The sequence below is a fragment of the Treponema sp. SP13 genome, assembly GCF_050938355.1.
GTDB lineage: Bacteria > Spirochaetota > Spirochaetia > Treponematales > Treponemataceae > Treponema_D > Treponema_D socranskii.
Window position 1 is genome coordinate 36,399 of sequence record NZ_JADOVM010000008.1, and the last position, 17,664, is coordinate 54,062.

General features: G+C 51.4%; 12 protein-coding genes. 9 read left to right on the forward strand and 3 right to left on the reverse strand.

Features of this window, described 5'->3' with window-relative positions; translation table 11 throughout:
• The first annotated feature begins 26 nt into the window (after positions 1 to 26).
• Positions 27 to 4,463, forward strand: coding sequence for a SpiroCoCo family coiled-coil protein (locus IZU26_RS12365; RefSeq protein ID WP_433279392.1), 4,437 nt, complete (start codon positions 27 to 29; stop codon positions 4,461 to 4,463).
• Between the two features lie 58 nt (positions 4,464 to 4,521).
• Here the strand turns inward: IZU26_RS12365 and ispF are convergent, their stop codons facing one another.
• Complete coding sequence (gene ispF / locus IZU26_RS12370; RefSeq protein WP_310823706.1) at positions 4,522 to 5,700, reverse strand: 2-C-methyl-D-erythritol 2,4-cyclodiphosphate synthase; 1,179 nt, start codon at positions 5,698 to 5,700, stop codon at positions 4,522 to 4,524.
• Positions 5,701 to 5,739: 39 nt separating this feature from the next.
• Positions 5,740 to 6,753, reverse strand: a complete 1,014-nt coding sequence (locus tag IZU26_RS12375) for a CarD family transcriptional regulator (protein ID WP_310823704.1) — start codon at positions 6,751 to 6,753, stop codon at positions 5,740 to 5,742.
• A 434-nt stretch (positions 6,754 to 7,187) separates the two neighbouring features.
• On the opposite strand from IZU26_RS12375, the gene IZU26_RS12380 reads away from it, so the two are divergent.
• Genes IZU26_RS12380 through IZU26_RS12400 form a run of 5 tightly spaced genes read left to right on the forward strand, consistent with a single transcriptional unit; the run spans position 7,188 to position 13,351 of the window.
• The gene (locus tag IZU26_RS12380) at positions 7,188 to 8,129 is read left to right on the forward strand and encodes a PhoH family protein (RefSeq protein ID WP_433279394.1); all 942 of its coding nucleotides are present in this window, start codon (positions 7,188 to 7,190) and stop codon (positions 8,127 to 8,129) included.
• On the forward strand, positions 8,107 to 9,867 hold the full coding sequence (locus tag IZU26_RS12385) for an HD family phosphohydrolase (RefSeq protein WP_433279395.1): 1,761 nt from the start codon (positions 8,107 to 8,109) through the stop codon (positions 9,865 to 9,867). Before IZU26_RS12380 ends, IZU26_RS12385 begins: the two co-directional genes overlap by 23 nt.
• The gene (gene ybeY / locus IZU26_RS12390; protein ID WP_433279397.1) at positions 9,860 to 10,342 is read left to right on the forward strand and encodes an rRNA maturation RNase YbeY; all 483 of its coding nucleotides are present in this window, start codon (positions 9,860 to 9,862) and stop codon (positions 10,340 to 10,342) included. Before IZU26_RS12385 ends, ybeY begins: the two co-directional genes overlap by 8 nt.
• Before the next feature lie 8 nt (positions 10,343 to 10,350).
• On the forward strand, positions 10,351 to 11,154 hold the full coding sequence (locus IZU26_RS12395) for a hemolysin family protein (protein ID WP_433279399.1): 804 nt from the start codon (positions 10,351 to 10,353) through the stop codon (positions 11,152 to 11,154).
• Between the two features lies 1 nt (position 11,155).
• Complete coding sequence (locus tag IZU26_RS12400) at positions 11,156 to 13,351, forward strand: tetratricopeptide repeat protein (protein ID WP_433279401.1); 2,196 nt, start codon at positions 11,156 to 11,158, stop codon at positions 13,349 to 13,351.
• Positions 13,352 to 13,354: 3 nt separating this feature from the next.
• On the opposite strand, the gene IZU26_RS12405 is transcribed toward IZU26_RS12400, so the two are convergent.
• A complete protein-coding gene (locus IZU26_RS12405; RefSeq protein ID WP_433279403.1) occupies positions 13,355 to 14,260 on the reverse strand; it encodes a hypothetical protein in 906 nt (301 codons plus the stop codon).
• A 101-nt stretch (positions 14,261 to 14,361) separates the two neighbouring features.
• Here IZU26_RS12405 and IZU26_RS12410 point away from each other — a divergent pair, with 101 nt between their 5' ends.
• The 3 genes from IZU26_RS12410 to IZU26_RS12420 all read left to right on the forward strand — a co-directional run bounded on the left by IZU26_RS12410 (position 14,362) and on the right by IZU26_RS12420 (position 17,664).
• Entirely contained in the window at positions 14,362 to 14,682 is a 321-nt protein-coding gene (locus IZU26_RS12410; protein ID WP_021329760.1) for a hypothetical protein, read from the forward strand.
• A 109-nt stretch (positions 14,683 to 14,791) separates the two neighbouring features.
• Positions 14,792 to 15,929 (forward strand): peptide chain release factor 2 gene (gene prfB, locus IZU26_RS12415; RefSeq protein WP_433279405.1). Its coding sequence is split into 2 segments (ribosomal slippage): positions 14,792 to 14,860 and positions 14,862 to 15,929, totalling 1,137 coding nucleotides; the frame shifts between segments, so codons are not numbered across the junction.
• Between the two features lie 97 nt (positions 15,930 to 16,026).
• Positions 16,027 to 17,664, forward strand: coding sequence for a hypothetical protein (locus IZU26_RS12420; RefSeq protein ID WP_433279406.1), 1,638 nt, complete (start codon positions 16,027 to 16,029; stop codon positions 17,662 to 17,664).

Here is a 17,664-nt window from a genome sequence, read left to right on the forward strand (position 1 = left end):
CGGTTTAAACCGCACGGGTGGGAAAAGTGGATATCGTCACAATCTTGATAGCGGCCGCCGTCGCCGCGGTAATCGTCGTTGTATTTAGAAAATTCGACAGAGACAATAATTCCATGGAAAAGGTCAAGCGATATGCCGATAAACGGCTCGAAGGCTTTGACGACTATTTTAAAAAACAGGATGCGAATATAGCGAGCGCGGGAGCGGAACTCGAAACGAAATACCTGCAGGCGGCTGCGGGGATCAAACGTCTGCAAAAAGAGCGCGACGATTTTTTAGCGGGAGCGGACGAACTGCAAAAATACAAACAAGCGATCGCGGCCGCCGAAGCGAAAATCAACGGCTACGATAAATCGCTCGCATCTCTTGCAGAGATGACGATGAACGTCGAAGAAAATTTAACGAGGCTGAAAAAGGAAGCGCTCATCGTTGAAAAACTCGACGCGCGCATCGACGCGCAAAAAAAGACGATCGACGAAATCGAAAAGAGCATTCCGCACATCGCCGGAGAGTTTTCGCAAAAAAACGGCGAACAGTTGAAACTGCTCGGCGCGAAGCTGCTGCAGGAATACGATGCACGCTCGAAAGAACTCGCCGAGCATATCGCCTCTCTCGGAAAGCAGGCCGATGATGCGCTCGTTCGCTTTCAATCGGAAATAGAAGGCGTGTACGATTCGGCGGCGAAAAAAGCGGACTCGCTTGAAGATACGGCGTTCCGCCATTTGAGCGAACAGGCGCAGGCGAGGAGCGACGCATACGTGCAGACGATCGAAGACAAGATTGCCGAAATCGAATCCCTCGTCGACGAGCGCATCGCTGAAGCGGAAAGCCGCGTGCATGCCCGCGCCGACGAAGCGATTGAAGCCGCCGCGGGAGCGGAAGCGGATGTCGACGAAAAGTATCAAGAGCGCTATCGTGCTCTTTCCGACAAATACGAAGGCGAAATGACGACGCTTGCCGCCCGCCTCGATTCGGGCATTGCCCGAGCGATGCAGGAAATTGAAGGCAAAATCCTCTCGATTGACGGCGCAATCGGCAGCCGTACCGCGGAGATGATAAAAAAATACGATGCGCAGTATACGCAGTTTACCGACGTGTATAAAAAGCGGTTGGAAGACTACGGTGCAAAGCTCGATCGGCAGTATGCCGAGCTTTCCGAAAAACATATGCAAAAAGCGAACGAAACCGATGCGTCCGTTACGGCGCAATACGGCGCGTTGTCGGAAAAATACAAAGAGCTTGCGGCGAAGACGAACGCGGCACTCGCTTCTCAATACGGCGCCCTGTCGGAAACGTATAAAAAGAAAGCAGCCGAAATCGACGGGGCGCTTACGCAAAAGACTGCGGAAGCGGTTGCGGCTTTTAAAGATTCGACGGGCAACATCGTCGCGAATATAAAAAAACAGCTGACATCGCTCGATGAAAAATACAAGCAGCACATCGACGAATTCGGAAAACGCTACGACGAAAAAATCGATTCGTTGCAGGGGAAATATACAAAGCAGCTCGAATCGATCGATGGAAAAAACGACGGACGCATCGCTTCTCTCGATGCGAAATTCGATGCACTCTTTTCGAAGCTGAGCAGCGCCTACGAAGAAAAAGCTTCGTCGCTTGAAAAGCAGGCCGAATCGATTGCGGCGATGTACGATGAAAAAGAAGGTGCCGTAGCGGCCGACCTCAACGAGCGCATTGTTTCTCTCGGTTCCGAATACGGTGGACGGATCGAAAAGCTTTCCTCCGATCTCGCAGCATCTCTTTCGGAGGTGAAGGCGACGTCCGATTTTATTTCACAAAACGTTTCAGGAAATGCAAAGAGCCTTGAAGGGCTGCGCGTAATGCTCGAATCGGAAGTGAAAAACATCGAGTCGCGCTACAACAACCTGTTTGCAAATGCCGTTTCCGCCGCCGACGAAAAGGAAAAAGCCGCATTCGAAAAATTCTCCGCCGCCTCCGGTGAGCGTTTGGAAAAATATCAGGCGCAAGTCCAGCATAAAATCGACGCGTTTAAAACATCGCTTTCCGAAACGCTTGTCGAAATCTCCCGCCGTACGGACGATTCCGTGAACGATGCCGAAAGTGCGATCAAAGAGCTTCGCGCCGCCTGCGATGAAGCGCAGCGCAGAGCCGACAGCGCGGGACCGCAGCTTGCCGAAAAGATACAGCTCGTCGACGAGCAGATCGAAAAATTCCGTGCGCAGTCGGAAACGAAACTTGCAGATCTTGACAAAGCGCTCACCGAATCGATTTACAAGATTGCGAAACAGTGCGAACAGCAGCAGTCCGATGCGCTCAATGCGATTGATTCTCAATTCGGTTCGTATAAAAAGGATTTGGCATATCAGTTTTCGCGGCTCGAAACGTCGGGCAAAGATATCGATTCGCTCGAAGCGAATCTCCGCAAAGCGATGGATGAAATACGCAAACGTGTTCTTTCGGATTTCGATTTGTTTACCGAAACTCAACAGAAAAAGCACAAAGAATTTTCGGATTCCCTGCAGGCGGATTCCGATGCGATTCAATCGCAGCTGCACACGATTGAAGAAACCGTCGACGCATTAAAGCAGTCGGCGATCGGAAACGTAAAAGCGAAACTGAAAGATTTTGAAGACGGCATCGACGACGATTTGAAAACGCGCGCCGAAAAGATTGCCGAAGATTTGACGGTGTGGAAAAATTCGTTTGACGGAAAGCTCGCCTTGTTTACGGAAGACTGTGAAAACGGCCGGCGTTCGCTCGAAATAAAGTACAGCGAAGATTTAAAAGCGAAGCTCGACGCACTGCAGGAAAAAAACGACGAACAGCTTAGCCGCATCGCTTCCGGCGTCAAAGAAGCGAACGGCACGCTTCGCGAACAGATCGACGGCATCGCAAAGACGGTGGACGATTTTGCCGAAACGACGAAGGAGCGCGTAAACAAAACGCAGGCGATTTCGGATGAGTATTTGAAAACGGTTGCCGGTCAATACGAAGCGAAGATGAACGATGAGCTCGAAAGGGTAAAGTCGGAATTAAGCGACGGCTTGAAAAAATTCGAAGAAGCCGTGCTGAACCGGCAAGAGACGGGCGCGTCGACGATCGATGCCGCGCTTTTCGAATTCAATACGTGGAAGCAGCATCTCAAACAGCAGCTCGACGAATCGAATGCCGTTTTTAAAGGGCAGCTCGATACGCTGAAATCGTCTTCGCAAAATAAAATCGACGAAGCCCGCGAATCGCTCCTCGCTGATTTCCAAACCTATTCCGCCGACATGAAAGAAAAGCAGGCTTCTCTTTCGGCTTCGGTCAATGAACTGCAGACGAAAACCGACGAATCGCTCGATATGTACGAGTCGCGTTCCGAAGAAATACTCGAGCGCTTGCAGGCCATGTACGAAGAGATGCTCAAAGATACCGAAGAGCGCGTAAGCAAGCAGAGCGCCGATTCGGCAAAAACGCTCAGCGATCTGCGCGGGAAAATCAATTCGCTCGAAGCACAGTCGAGCGAAAACCAAGCGAAGTTCGTGCTTAAAATGCAAAGCGATCAGGACGAAATGCAAAGCCGCATGGGAGAGCTGAACCGCGAATTGCAAAACGTTCGGTCGCAGATGCTGCAGTATGAAAAAGCGGAAGCGATGAAAAAAGCGCTCGACGAACGGATCGCCGCCCTCGACGACGATTTTGCCCGACTCGCTTCGTATAACGAAACGGCGCTTTCGCTTGCCGACAGTTATAAAGCTCTGCACAAAATGTACGACGATATAAACGGCCGCTTAAAAGAATTCGATGCGCAAAAAGCGCGAGTGGATTCGATCGGACAAAAATACGACAAGATGATCAATCTTTCGAGTGCGATGGATGAAAAGATAAGCGGCTTGCAGACCTCCTACGACGAACTGCAGACGTTTGAAGTCGCCGTGCGCGATTTTCAGGAAAAGCTGCATTCGCTTAGCGGCTCCTACGACAGGCTCGAGCAAAAGCAAACGGTAATCGAGCGCGTAAACGAAGACGTCAACAGATCGTTTGACGCGCTCAAAACGCTTGAAGACAAATTAAAGCAGTGTGTTCGTCAAACGGAATCACTGCCGCAAGAAATCAAAGACGTGCAAAAAGACGTCGACAAGCTTTTAAAGAGCGGGCCGAAACTCGCACAGGCGGTGACGAAGCTCGAATCGCTCGATGCGATTCTCACCGAAGCCGACAAGCGCATGGATGCGCTCGTTTCCGCGCGGCAGGGCATCGGCAGAAGTGAAGCTCGTCTCGAAGAGCTTAAAACCGATATCGAATCGAAATTTAAGCTGCTCAATCAGCTGACGAAAAAAGATTTGGAAAAGCATCCGGCAAAAGAAGACAAGCGCCTCTCGCCCCAGGACAGGGACAATATCAAACAGCTCAAACAGCAGGGTTGGACGGTAAAGGAGATTGCGCGCACGATGAAACGGACGCAGACGGAAATAGAGATGGTGCTCGAGCTGCCCGAATAAAAACCGCGCCGTATGCCGTAAGAGAGGACGGCGCGCCGCAAACGAGGGCGCCGCGTGGTCAGTTTTTTGCAAGCAGACAGGTGCACCACGCTTCTACGGCTTCCCCCTTACCGACGTCACCGAGCGCTTCTCCCGTCTTCGCTTTTACGAATATCGAATCGCTTTCGCCGCCGAGCGCGTGTGCGATCGATTCGATAACTTGCGCGCGGTACGGGAGAAATTTCGGGCGCTCGAGTTTTACGACACAATCCATATTGACAAGTTTCCAACCGTGTTTTCGTATTTTTTCCCAAACGGTTTTTAATAAAAAAACGGAATCGGCGTCTTTCCACGCATCATCTTCCGGCGGAAAAAAACTTCCGATATCGCCGAGAGAAGCGGCTCCGAGTAGCGCATCGGTTATCGCATGGAGGAGCACATCTCCGTCGGAGTGACCGTCTTCGCCCTTATCGAACGGAATGACGACTCCTCCGATCATCAATTTTCTTCCCGAAATAAGCCGGTGTACGTCATAACCCAAGCCCGTGTGAAATGTCTGCGTATGCATATCTCCTGCGTACGTGATTTTGCGATTTTCAGGCGAACCCTGTACCGTCATCACGTCCCCTTCGTATTTTGCCCAAATCTCCGTATCGTCCGTATATGCTTTTCCGTCGTTTTCCGCTTTGCGATGGGAGGCGAGCAGGCGCATAAAATCGAATGCTTGCGGCGTTTGAACCGCAGCCATCCGTTCTCTTTTGAGATGCTCGACGATAAAGCCTTCGTCATTAATAATTTTTTGCGTATCCGCCGGAGGGATTGCGGGTACGGCGGCCCCGTATTCGAGCGCGGCTTTCGCAGTACGCACGATAATTTTTTCGGTGACAAAGGGGCGGGCGGCGTCGTGCACTAAGACGATCGCCGGAGGATTGTTTTTTGCCGCTTCTTCGAGCGCGATTTTTACGGAGCTTTGCCGCGTTACGCCTCCGCGCACAAAGAGCGGTTTTGTGTCGAGCAGCGCTTCGATTTCCGCATCGGATGCGAGCGCCTCGCGCGCATGACTTTCGTCTTCATCGAAGGGGATCGCGATGATGAGGGAAGTGCAGTCGAGCGCTTTTAAAAACGGCTTAAGGGCTTCCGAAAGAACGGTACCGCGTCCGAGCGGTCGATACTGCTTTCGCACCCCTTCGCCCATGCGGGAAGAAGCGCCTGCCGCGACGATGATGACGGCAGCGGGGATTTTGTGCTTTTTAACCATTTTTATGATGCTTTACTTTCAAAACTTGCCGTTCATACATTAAAACGAATCGTCGTCGTAAGACGAATCGTCATCCGAAGCATCACCGTCGTCGGATTCGCTCGAACTCGCGTTCATGTCGTCCATAAGATTATCGTCTTCGTCATCGTCGATATTGATGACGTGTTTGACTTTCGGTGCGGATCCGGGCGGTTCGAGTTTGATGTGAATCAGCGTTTCGACTTCTTTGAGCGACTTTCCCGTTGCAAATGAAATTTCATCTTCGAGCAATTTCCGCGCGGAATCGTAGAGCTTTCGTTCGAGAATCGGAAGCTCTTTTACTTTGCTGCGGTTGTACAGACAGCGCACGATCGTCGCGATGTCGTTGATGCTCCCTTTTTTGAGAAGATCGAGATTCATCTGATAGCGAAGCTTCCAATCCGACGTAATCGGCTCGAAATCGTCGGAAAGCAGGTTGAGCGCTTTTTCCGCTTCCGAAGCGGAGACGATGGCTCGGATGCCGAGATCTTCCGCCCGCTCTACCGGCACCATGACGACCATATCCGACGCTTCGATATAGATATTGTAATACAGCATCGTTTGCTCGCGGAAAATCTGCTCGTTGATGTCGGTAATTTTTCCGACGCCCTGACTCGGATAGACGATTTTTTGATTTATGCGGAACCTTGAAGCTTTCGATTTTTTCGACACCGTCTTTGCCGCTTCGATTTTTGATACTGCCGTTGAAGCGGATTTCGCCGTTGCGGTTTTTGAAAGCGCCGCCGATCTCGATTTTGTCGCGGCAGTTTTTGAAGCGGCTTTAGCCTGCATCGGCTTTTTTGTTTTTTCGAGCGCAGCTTTTACCGGTTTTTTTGCGGCGGATTTTGCAGGCGTTTTTGCACCGGCTTTTACGGAAGCCTTTGCTGCGGTTTTTATACGGGGTTTTGCAGCGGTTTTTGCCGCAGGTTTAGCAACGGATTTTGCAGGTTTAACCGAAGCTTTTTTTGTTTTTACCGGCGACTTAGCTTTTGCTGCCGGTTTTATCGATTTTTTCGAAGTCGTAGCTTTTGCCATATTCTCTAAAGTATAGCACACAATGGAAAAATAATCAAACTTGCAATTTCGAATGTACGTTCAAATTTAATAAAGGGGGAAAGTCTTCCCCTCGCGCGCACTTCGTTGCGCGCTGCCCCTTCCAGCGGGGACACCCCGCAACGCCCCGTTTGAACCGATTTTCCGCTGCTCGGAATTGCTCTGTAAGTCGGGAGGCGAAAAACGGCCGAGCCGTTTTTCTTTTATCGGAGACGCGCATAATTCCTGCGCACTGCTCGGAATTGCTCTGTAAGTCGGGAGGCGAAAAACGGCCGAGCCGTTTTTCTTTTATCGGAGACGCGCATAATTCCTGCGCACTGCTCGGAATTATGCGCTCTTGCATAAATTATCCTCTGCCTTTATAATTTTATACAATATTTGACGGGTGATGATCGGGGTGTGGGTGCCGGAGGGTTGTGGATAGCGCTTATACGATAGTCGTGCCGGATGCCGACGTTTTGTCTTGTGTCTGCGGCACGAACGACAGCAATTTGAAACTCATCGAAGAGCATTTGGGCGTGCCGGTGTTTACGCGGGGGAATGAGCTTTCCGTAGATGAAGAGGATCCTGTCGTCCGCGAAAAGTTCCGCTTTATCATCGATCGGATTCTCGACGAAATAGAAAGCGGTGACGAAGACGGCAAAAATATCATCGCGTCCGTTTTAAATACGCAGCCGCGTCTCGACATTTCACGCTGTGCGATTTCGATCCCCGGAGGTTTTCGGAAGATATATCCGCGTTCGGACAATCAAGCGCGGTATATCGATATGCTCCGCTCGTTCGATATGGTCATCTGCACGGGAGCTGCCGGCAGCGGCAAAACCTTTCTCGCGGTCGCCGAAGCGCTGAAAATGCTTCTTTCGCACAATACATCGAAACTCGTCGTAACGCGCCCTGTCGTCGAAGCGGGAGAAAGTCTCGGCTACCTTCCGGGCGATTTGGAACAAAAACTCAACCCGTATTTGCGTCCGTTTTACGACGCGATGGAATCTCTCGTGCCTCGGGAAACGGTGAGGCGCCTTGTCGAATCGGGTGCGGTCGAAACGGCGCCGCTTGCGTATATGCGCGGGCGTACGCTCGAAGCGAGCGTGGTCATCCTCGATGAAGCGCAAAATACGACGCGCGAACAGATGAAAATGTTTTTGACGCGGATGGGCGAAAACGCGAAAGTGTTTGTCACCGGCGATATCACGCAGATCGATCTGCCGCGCCGGACGGAAAGCGGGCTCGTTCACGCGCTCAAATTATTAAAATCGATTCCGGAAATCGCAACGATGAGATTGACGGCGGACGACGTGATCCGCGCTCCGCTTGTAAAAAAGATAGTAAAGGCGTATGAAGATGAAGAAAGACAATGACAATCGCGGTTTTGCAGCGGCATGTACCGATTATATTAAAAAACACTACAGCGTTATCCTTTTGATCGTTGCGGGTTATATCGCCGTTTCCGCTCTCAATTTCGTAAACGTTGCGACGAGTCAGACGATTGCGTCGTTTTCGCTTCACGATTTTGAAATAGGGCAGATCGCCGACCGTGATATAATCGCTCCGCGGGACATTGCGGCGACTTACGATAATCCGATCGCGATTCAAAAGGGAGAGCGGATCATTCACAAGGGTTTTGCGATCGAGCAGGAAAATTACGACAAGCTTCGAAAGCTCGCCGAATCGCCCGCATATTTCGATTACCGTAAATTCCTCAACAACGAATTATTTTTGCTTGTTCTCGGCGTCGTGTGGTTTTTGCTGTTTGCGTTTCTCCCGTTCGGCAGAAAAATCCTTTTGAGCGAATCTGTGCTGCAAGTCGTCTTTTTTCTTTTTATCTATGCCGCCGCCGCATTTGCGCTCAAAATGCCCACCTTTTCTTCTCCGTATATGCTGCCGGTGATCATTCCGTCGGCGTTTTGTACGCTGCTCGTTGCGATTTTGTACGGTCAGCTTTCTTCCGTACTGTTTTGCGCCGTCGCCGCTTTCGGCGTATACAATGCCGCCGACTGGGCGCTCATTCCGTTTCTCTACACGATACTTTCGTGTTTTGCGGCGACGAATATCGTGCGGCGGATCGAGCGGCGGATCGATATGGTCGTGGCATCTCTCCTGCTTGCCCTCGTCGATATCGTATGTATGATCGTACTCATCGTCATCGACAATGAAAGCTTTCAACGGATGCCGGCCGCTCTCGCCGGCGCCGCGTTCAACGGATTTATTTCCGGTATTCTCGCACTCGGTTTTTTGACGCCGCTCGAATTGCTTTTGAATACCGCATCGGTATTCCGCCTTATGGATTTAAGCGATCTCAACAATCCGACGATGCGTCGTCTTATGCTCAGCGCGAGCGGCACCTATACGCATTCGCTCATGGTCGCGCAGCTTGCCGAAAGCGCATGCCGTGAAATCGGAGCAAATTCGCTCGTCGCCCGCGTCGGCGCATATTATCACGACATCGGCAAAATGGATCAGAGCGAATACTTTGTCGAAAACCAAACGGGCACGAATAAACACGACGATATCAATCCTTCCCTTTCCGTCGCCGTCATCAAAAGCCACGTAAAGCGCGGCGTCGAAAAAGCGTATAGAATGCACTTGCCGCAGCAGATCATCGACATCATCGCCGAGCACCACGGAAACAGCGTCATCTCGTATTTTTACAACGCGGCAAAAGAAAAAGATCCGAACGTGAGCCCTGAAGAATTCCGCTACACGGGTACTCCTCCGACGAGCCGCGAAAGCGCCGTCGTCATGCTCGCCGATACCGTCGAAGCCGCGTGCCGCACGCTTGAAAATCCGTCCGCGTCGCGCTTGGATAAATTCATTCAAACGCTGTTCAACGCAAAAGTCGAACACGGTCAGCTCGACAACTGCGATTTGACTTTCCGCGATATCGCAAAGATAAAGGGCGCTTTCGTTCAGCTGCTTGCAGGTTACTATCACAACAGAATAGAATACCCGAATCAAAAAAATCCCGACGAAGATCGAAAAGAAAATAAAGCTTCCGATAAAAAAGGAGCCGATAAATCCGGCGACAAAAAGGATGAAAAAAAGCCGGGCGATAAAAGCGACGATAAAAAATCGGATGCGGGAAAATCGAATGGCTGACAGGATCGCCGTGTCCCTTTCCGAAAATGTCACACATCCGTCATGGATTGAAAACGTCGCGCCCTTTACGCAAAAGGCGCTCGGTGCGCTCGGTTTTTCCGGTGAGGAGATTTCGATTTTGCTGTGCGACGATGCATACATGGCGTTTCTCAACAAAACGTATCGCGGCATCGAAGGGGCGACGGACGTGCTTTCGTTTGAAAACGGAACTTCATATATAGACGAAGAGGGCACGGAGTGGAAGTGTGCGGGCGACATTGCGATCAGTCTCGACACGCTTTCGAGAAATGCGGCCGCGTTCGAGACGGATGAAGACTCTGAGCTCAAGCGTCTTATCGTGCACGGTCTTTTGCATTTAAACGGATACGATCACGGAAAAGAGCATATCGAAGAGGGTAAAGCTCCCCAATGCGATATGCTTGTCATACAGGAACAGGTGCTTGCGAAATTGTGCGGCGAAAAAATAATTGGGTAAGGTGGTATATGGGATTATTCGGTTTAGGACGCAAAAAGGAAGAAGCCGCTTCCGATGCGGAAGCGGTCAGTCCCGAACAGCAGGAGATTATCAACGAAGAAAAACGGAGCATGATACGCGGCATCGAAGATTTGTCGCACACGACGGTAAAGGAAGTGATGATCCCGCGTATCGACGTCGATTTTATTTCCGTCGATACCCAACTCGACGAACTCATGGAAAAGATCGCCAAAAGCGGTCACTCGCGCATTCCGGTCTACAGCGAATCCATCGACAATGTCGTCGGCATACTCTACGTCAAAGATTTGATTCACATTTTCGCTTCTCACGAAACGGTCGATCTCGAAAAGATTCTCCGCAAAGCGTATTTTATTCCCGAATCGAAGCGCATCGATTCGCTTTTGCGCGAGTTTAAACGGCGACACCTGCACATCGCGATCGCTATCGACGAATACGGCGGCATTTCCGGCATCGTTACGATGGAAGATATCATCGAAGAGATAGTCGGCGACATTCAGGATGAGTTCGACAACGAGCGGGAAGATATCATCACGCTCGGAAACAATATTTGGCTGTGCGATGCGCGCATAGATTTGGACGATTTGAACGAAACGATCGGCGCGGAGTTTCCGACGGAAGATTTCGATACGCTCGGCGGCTTTGTATTCGATTTGCTCGGAAAGATTCCGGTAAAATACGAAAAGGCGTCGTGGGACGGATTCGATTTTATCGTACAGGATATGGAAGGTCACCGTATCAATATGATAAAAGTAATTCGAAAAAGCGGAGATGAAAAAGAGGATGACAAATAATATGACAGATAAGCGGAATGCGGGCAAAAACCGCTTTTTCCGTTTTCACATATCGACGGAGTCCGTCATCGATTCGGCTGCGCAAAAAAAACGGAAAACCGTTTTCTGTGCGCTGTGCGTTCTCCTTTTGGCGCTTCCGCTTTTTGCTTCTCCTCCGACGGCTGCCGAATTTTATTCGCGCGGCGTCGAACGACAGAACAGCGAAGAGTGGTACGAAGCGACGGAACTTTTTTTGGAAGCCGTGCGCGTAAATCCCGCTTATGCAGATGCATGGTTTCGTCTCGCCGAGTGCGCGTATCAGCTCGGCCAATACGACACGGCGCTCGGCTATCTTTCGTCCGCCGAAAAATATGCGCGAAATAGTACGGCGATACAAAATCTTCGGGGTATGTGCCGCATTGCGCTCGGAAACCTTTCCGAAGCTCGGCTCATATTCGAAAAAATATTGGCGCAGTATCCGAACGACGTCAACGCGAGATTCGGTATGGCCGAGCTCGACCTTTTCAGCGGGAGGATTTCCGCCGCCGAAGGGAAATACGCCGAAGCGCTCGAGCGAGATCCGTCGAATCGCAAAGCGCTTTTAAGTCTCGCTTTCGTTTCAGCCGAGCGGGGTAACAGCTCCGCTGCTTCCCGCTATATGTCGCAGGCGCTGCGCTGTCATTCGGGCGAAGCGGAAGTGCATTATATGAGCGCAAAGCTCGCCGCAATGCAGGGCAATCTTTCAGCCGCCGAAAAAGCGGCTCGCACGGCAGTTGAGATAAACGGCCGTTACGACAAAGCCTACGAACTGCTCGCTTCGATATTGTATTCGGAAAAAAAATACGCCGATGCGATCGACGTTTCGGATTTCAGAATAGCGAGGTCGAGGAACGCGCGCGGTGCGTGGTATTTAAAAGGGCTCTCCCAGTACCGCGAGGGAAATACGGCGGCGGCGATCGCAACGTGGACGACGGGGCTTTCGGTCGATCCCTTCGATGAAGTGATGCGCGCGGCTCTCGAACTCGAGGTCAATAAAACCGTTCCGATCGAAGATGCGCGGAGAAAGGAATGGTCGAAGTGGCACATAAAAAATGCGGGCGAATATATGAAGCGTTTCGACGGCACGGGCGCAAGCTACGAGTACCAGCGGGCGCTGAAAGTAAACCCGACGGACACCGCGGCGCGCAGAGCCTTTGCCGAAATGCTCGACATAAACGGTTTGCACGAACTCTGCCTCGAACAGCTTAAATTCGTACAGGATAACCGTGATCCCCTTTCAAGCGTTTCTTCGGAAGCGCGCCGTACGAGCGAAAAGCGCTTGGACGACACCGTCGAAGCTTACGATTCGCTTTTACAGGATTCGCTTGCAAAGCGGTGGAACGTCGAACCCTTTTACCTCGATAAAATTCGCTGGCGCATCGGTTTGTACTATACGCAAAATACCGCACAATTCGTTCACGCGGATTTTCCGATGATCACCGCCGAGTTCGCCGCCGATATGTTTTCGGGCGTTTCCGTCACTTTCGTGCACGCACGAACGGCTCCCGTTTCGGGCTTCGGGGAAGCGTACCGAAAAGCGCAGAGCGCAGGCGAAGATTATTTTATCATGCTTTCGTTCGACGAAGGCGAACGCGACATCGTCCTCGATGCGGCGATGTATTCCGGTCGTACGGGTTCGGCAGTCAGACCTATGTCGTTTTACGGCACCGGAAGCGGACGCTATACGAACGTGCTGCGCAGGTTGCGCTCCTCAGTCCTTTCGAGTTTGCCCGTCCGCGGGAACATCCTCGACAGGAGCGGGACGAATTTATTGATCGATGTCGGTCGATCCGAACTGCTGCAAAAAGGCGCGGTGTTCGCCGTTGTGCCCAAGGGTGCGCTCAAAACGGCGGATTCGAATATCGGATTGACATACGCCGACAGGGACGCGCTCGGTACGCTTACGATCACCGAAGCGGGAGAAGAAGTGTCGGAAGGCGAGTTCGTAAAGAGCGGATTTTACGATCGGGTAAACACGGGCGATGAAGTGGTGCTCGTTTCGATGCCCGATAAAGCTGCGGAAAGCAAAGCGGGAAACGCTTCGCGCGTCGTCGATAATGCGCCGTCTGCCGGTACGGGAAGTGCCGCCGACTCGGGACGGCCGAAAGCGGTACCGGCCGGCGATTTGGGCGAAAGACGGAAACCCGTGCTCGTCGACATTATCCGAAGTATTTATTAATTATTAATTTTTCGGCAGCTGCATGAAGTCGAGCGACGAATCGATCCATTTTTTTGCGAGGGAGGGGTAGGCGTCGGCCGCGTACAAAAACGCGTTTACCGCATCGGCGTAGTTTTCTCTGAAATAGTAGGATTCGCCCAAGTAAAAACGCGCTCGGGACGTAACCGCTTCGCTCCGGTTCGTCGCAAGCAGGCGTAAAAGTTCGGTTTCGGCATCGGCGTATTTTCGTTTGATAAAGGTCGTTTTCAAAACGTCGAATAAAAGATAATCATCGCCTCCGTCGGGCGAAATCAAATCTTCTTCGAACACATAGGGCGAAAGCATCTTGTGCATAGTTTCCGCGGAGCCTGCAAGAAGCCGCGCCTGTGCGCGCGCGCTTCTGCCCATAGCCGTCCGTTTGTTTTCGTTTACGCTTTCGATCAAATCGATGTAAGGAAGCGGCGTTTCGCGGACGGCGCCTTCAGGGTAGAGCTTTTCCTGCACGGATGCGCTCGTATCCTTTGCGGCGTTTTTTCGCGGGAGCCGCGGGCGCACGCCGTTTACCGTCGCATTTACCGAAGGGATAACGATGTCGTAGCGTCCTTTTTCCGTAAGGGCGATGACGGCGTAATAATAATCTTTATAGTCGGGAACGTTGTCTGTAAACGATGCGCTGTCTTTTGCAAGCTTTGCGATCGGGACGAGGGAATCCGGATCCGAAAAAAACGCGGCCGGCTCTTCCGTTCGGAATACTGCGAGAGACGTGACGGCGGGTTCGGGATTTCGAGGCGGCGTCCACGTAAGGAAAATGCGTTTTCCCGACCCGGCTTCGGCTTTTATGCCGGTGACGATGGGACGCTCGGCGGCAAAAAAGGGAAGAGCTGCGGATAGAAAGAAGATTCCCGTGACAATCGGTCGAAAGCGTTTCATGAGATTATGATAGCGCGAAACGGCACGAAAATCAATTCTTACGCGTTCGTTGTCGCGCGTCCGTTTGACATAATTCGCTCTTTCTTTTATGCTTATACGATATGTTCGTATCGGTTGTTCTCGATCCGGGCGGAGTCGATACGGCTCAGTCGCTCGCTTCGGTGCTCGCTCATTACGGATTTCACAAAGTGCAGCGCGCGTGCTGGGAAAGCGCCGACGTCGGTGTCATGCAGCTTTCGCAGCTCAAGCGGGAAATCGACCGCGTGACGAATTACTACGATACGGTGCGCATGTATCAGTATCCGGTGCAGGGTATGTTTTCCATAACGGAGCTGCATCGTAAAAAATGGCGGAGATGCGTTTTGAAAGCGGACGATACGGAAAACGAAGGCGGTATAAATCCGTCTAAGGAAAATTTCTGAAAATTGCAATTTCAAAAAGCGATATAGTATTAATCAGGATACCGGTTGTTGATTTTGAATGGTGTCGGTTGTTAATTTGAAATGCGATTATTAATTTTGGAGTGTCTATATGATAGAAGATGTAAAAATGCCCGTTTCCGCTCTTCGCGAAGATATCATGAACGTTTGGGGGCGTCTTTGACGCTGCGAGCGTAGACAAAAAAATCGCCGAAAAAGAAGCGCTCACCGCCGCTCCGGGGTTTTGGGACGACAGTGAAAAAGCCGGCAGCGTCATGAATGAAATAAAACGCTTGAAAAACCGCGTCGAGCCGTGGCGCGTTTTATTGAAAAAACAGGACGATTTGGAAGCGATGCTCGAGCTCGCCGAAGAAAGCGGCGGTGCGGATGAAGAAGCGGAAGTAGAGCAGATGTACGAAGAGACAAAAGCTGAATTCGAAAAGCTCAACATTTTGAATCTGCTTTCAGGCGAAGTCGATCCGAACGACGCCTTCCTTTCGATTCACGCGGGAGCCGGAGGAACGGAAGCGGAAGACTGGACTTTTATGCTGAGCCGCATGTATACGAGATGGGCGGAACGGCACGGGTTTAAAATCGAAATCGTCGATCAGGAAGAAGCCGAAGGCGGACTGAAGTCCGTTACGATGCAGATTTCGGGCGATTACGCATACGGCTATTTAAAGTGCGAAGCGGGAATCCATCGGCTTGTGCGCATCAGCCCCTTCGATGCGAATGCGAGACGTCACACATCTTTTTCGTCGGTGTACGTGTATCCCGTCCTCGACGATACGATCGAAGTAAATATCCGTCCGGAAGACCTCCGCGTGGACACATACCGCGCGGGCGGCAAGGGCGGGCAGCACGTCAATAAAACCGAATCGGCGGTGCGCTTTACGCATGTTCCGACCGGCATCGTCGTCGCGTGCCAGAGCGAACGCAGTCAGTTGATGAATCGCGAAATCGCGATGAATATTCTGCGCTCGCGCTTGTATGAGTATTACCGCGAACAAAGAGAAAAAGAGAATTCCAAATACAGCGGAGAAAAAAAAGACATATCGTGGGGCAATCAAATTCGCTCCTATGTATTCCAGCCGTACACGATGGTCAAAGATCACCGCACGAAATGCGAGTCGGGCAATATCCAAGCGGTTATGGACGGCGACATCGATCAATTTATGGACGCGTTTCTCATTGCCCGGTGGAAAGGTCTTCCGATGGAAGGCGGCGGAGACGATGACGAAGAAGTGTAAACATTTGATTTCGAGTTTTCCAAAAATCGAATTTTTCCGGCCGTTTCGACGTTCCACCGCTAAATTTTTTTTCTGCGGCTTTATTCATCTTTTCTGTTTGATTTCGATTGCGCCCGCCGACGAGATGTCAGCCTCTCCCGATTGGATTATCGGCGCGGAACAATTTACGCTTGCCGATAAGCGCGATGTTTTTCCGTCCGACGGTGCCGCCTCTCGGACTGTTCCCGCCCTTATCCTCGAACAGCTTGCCGAAAACCTCGAGCGTATGCCGACGGCTGAAGAGCGGCTCGACCGAAGCGAATACGCGCTTTCACGAAGCAGAATCGATCTCTTTTTGCAGCTTTCGCGGGAAGTGCAAGTGCGCGATTCTCTCGTGCTCGGAGATTATACCGAAAAGCAGCTGGAAGCGAAACTGAAGGATGCCGACAAAAAGATTGCGGAATTGAAAATAAAAATTGAAGAAAATCTTATCGAAGAGGAACGAGAACGCGAAAAAGCCGCACCCGATATGGAACGCGAGAGGCGGCGCAAAAAAAACATCGAAGCGGGTGCGGTTGTCGAAGACAGAAGGCCTGACGCAGAGCGCAGCGACAGGGAGCGTTTTATTAATTTATTTCGGAGCGATGCAGACGATACTCCTCGTAGTGAACGTGTGAGTTTGTATAAAGGCGATTTTTCCGCGCTCTTCGATGCGGGAGAAGCTGCGAAAAAAGCGGGGTACGAAAGCCGCGCGTTTGAAAACGCTGTCGTCGCCGCAAAGATCAACGCGCTTTTAACCGGTACGATGACTTCTTACGGAGGCTATGTTTCCGTAAGCGTGTCGCTCATCGTGTATCCGGGCGCGAAGGTTATCGGCACCGTAACCGACGTCGGGAGCCTTGAGGATATTCGTCCGCTTGCCGTACGCATTGCGCGCTTCCTTACGCCCGAAATAACGAATGCTATGCCCGTGGAATTGCTTTTTACGGTCTCGCCGCCGGAAGCCGCCGAGCACATCACGATCAGCGTCGACGATATCGTGTACCGGGAAGTCCCCGACCGTCTTGTCGTACAGGCGGGCGTTCATTCGGTTTTGTTTTCGGCTCCCGGTTTTAAACAGGCGGGTACGTCCTATGCGTTCCGCGGCGCGAGGAGTTTTTCTATTTCGGCGGAACTCGTACCCGATAATCCGTCGTCGCTTTTTGTCCGTTTAAAAAAACCGATCGTCGGAACGCTCTTTGCAAACGGAACGGAAGCGGGAAAAACGGACGAAGAAAATCTTCCGATAAAATTAATAATCAACGACGAGCCGGTGCTCGGTCAATTTATCACGGAAGACGGATCCGCCGCTCCGTTTTACATCGCGTATCGCATGCTCAAAGACAACGCTTCCCTTGCGTTCCGCGCCGAACCCTTTGACAGAAGCAAATATATCGATAGGCGTCGCCGCCGGTTGTACACGTCGTACAGTGTGCTTGTCACATCCCTTTTGGCGACGTTTTATACCTACGGCACTTTTTATACCGAAAGCATCGCGTATTCGAAAGGCTATACGGATATCGAAAGCGCAAAAAAGTGGCAGAGTGCATCTCAAGTGTGTACGGGCATATCTATCGGATGCGGGGCATGGTGTATATATGAACTCGTGCGGTATTTTATCGCTGCGGATAAAGTGCTTCCCGCCCGCGCCCGTGTCGTAAAAGACGACAAAATTGACGATGCGGGAGATGCCGAGTCGATTTCGATCGGAAGATAA